2 protein-coding genes are annotated in these 1,830 nt (G+C 36.8%); both read right to left on the reverse strand.

The features are described 5' to 3' along the window. The coding region (locus tag AC1DPQ_RS26660) for an L-rhamnose mutarotase (protein ID WP_477611420.1) at nt 1-284 on the reverse strand (284 nt) is incomplete at its 3' end. Nucleotides 285-470: 186 nt separating this feature from the next. After that, the gene (locus tag AC1DPQ_RS26665; protein ID WP_477611421.1) at nt 471-1,769 is read right to left on the reverse strand and encodes an alpha-L-fucosidase; all 1,299 of its coding nucleotides are present in this window, start codon (nt 1,767-1,769) and stop codon (nt 471-473) included. Nucleotides 1,770-1,830: the final 61 nt, after the last annotated feature.

Consider the following 1,830-nt stretch of genomic DNA (forward strand, 5'->3'; position numbering starts at 1 on the left):
GTATACTCGAAATAGCTAAAAAGATACTGTTTGCCCTCAATTTCTTTTAAATAAATGGAATAATTATGGATGTTGCATGCTGTTATTTTTTTTAATACCCCTGGCCATACGGCAGCATGTAACTTTTTGTAATAAGCCACCTTTTCGGGTTTCAAACCTGTAATACTGCCATAACGTAACACTTTGTTTGCTGCGTTTACTTCTGTTTTTACAAGTGGATTACAGGCAGTAACCATTAGCACAAAAGCCAAGGCCAAGAAATACATTGTTTTTAAATTTTTCATGAGCATATAATTTGCTTTTTAATGGTTATAAAGAGGCTTTCTCATAACTTGTAATTTACTTCGAATTTGTCACGTTGTCCAAAGAACTCCTACGGAGAGCATGTCGAAACGCCTTTTAATACATTAAAAAGGTCCTTCGACAAGCTCAGGATGACAATTCTTTATTTATGATACAGCCTCATCGATCTATTCAATAACTGGAATGTTTTCTGCGTTTCCGTTTAATTCTAGTACAACAATATAATCTGATTGGTTGGCCTGGTTGCCGGGAAGTTGTAAAGAAATGCCATCTTTTTGCTCCATATTAATGGTTTGGTTATTTAACAGATATGCTTTTTTAACTTTTAAACCTGGGATAGCCTTTAAACTCAACTTGGCCAGATTGGTGTTTAATACATGCACGTAAATTTTATTCCCTTTTCTGGTCGTTGCGTAATCATTGTTCGGTTGGTATGGGCCACCTTTTGTGCTATAAATGGCTTCGCCATTGGTTTTTAACCAATCGCCGATTTCTTTTAAGCGTTCTATTTGGCGGGCTTCAATTCTACCATCTGGCATAGGGCCTACATTTAATAAAAGATTGCCATTACCACCTGCTGTTTTCGAAATAATTTCGAGGCATTGTTTTAGCGGTTTCATTTTATCGTTTGGTTTCCAGGCCCATTGGTTACAGATAGTAAAACAGCTTTCCCATGGCGTAAACATATTTAATTTGCCTACTACCTGTTCCGGCGTGTCGTAATCGCCTATCATTTTAGAAGCATCAATGTTTTTGTTTTCCATTGCTGCAAATTCTTTTCCCAAGCGGTTATTGATAATTATATCGGGTTTTAGGTGTTTTAGATATGCATATAAATCTTTACCCATTTCGTCTGTCCAGGGTTTTTCCCATTGTCCGTCAAACCAGAGCATATAAGGATCATATTTGGTAATGAGTTCCTTTAACTGGTTTTTCATATACAACACATATCGGTTCATGTCTGATTTTGGATCAATCGTTTGGTTTTTTGGAGAGTGGATCGGGTAATCTGGATGATGCCAGTCTAATACCGAGTAATAAATACAGAACTTAATTCCCTGTTTTTTACAGGCTTCGTTTAATGCGCCAACAATATCTTTTTTATAAGGTGTGTTGGTAATATTGAAATCAGTAAATGCAGTTGGCCATAAGCAAAATCCGTCGTGATGACGTGCTGTAATGGTCAGATATCTCATTCCGGCATCTTTTGCTGTTTTTACAATAGCTTCGGCATCAAATAGAACAGGGTTAAATTCTTTGTAGAGATTGTCGTAATCTTCTGTTGGAACCTGATCGCCACGGCTCCAGCCAATCTCGGTGCCGCGTAAACTCACTGGTCCCCAATGAATAAACATACCAAACCGTTTATCCATAAAATCGTTCATTACTGAAGCATTTGTTTTGGTTTGCGCGTTAACACTGAAAAAGGTAATTAGTGCAACGAAGAACAAGAGAAATCTTTTCATATTCATATCAATTTTATTTAAAGTAGACGTATAAAACACCCATTATCACCAATAAAAGCAC

This window comes from Pedobacter sp. 01T416_2 (assembly GCF_056398925.1).

What these genes read in the sequence shown, in the direction of transcription:
- AC1DPQ_RS26665 (WP_477611421.1), bottom strand. Translation starts at nt 1,769, where the DNA reads ATGAAAAGATTTCTCTTGTTCTTCGTTGCACTAATTACCTTTTTCAGT.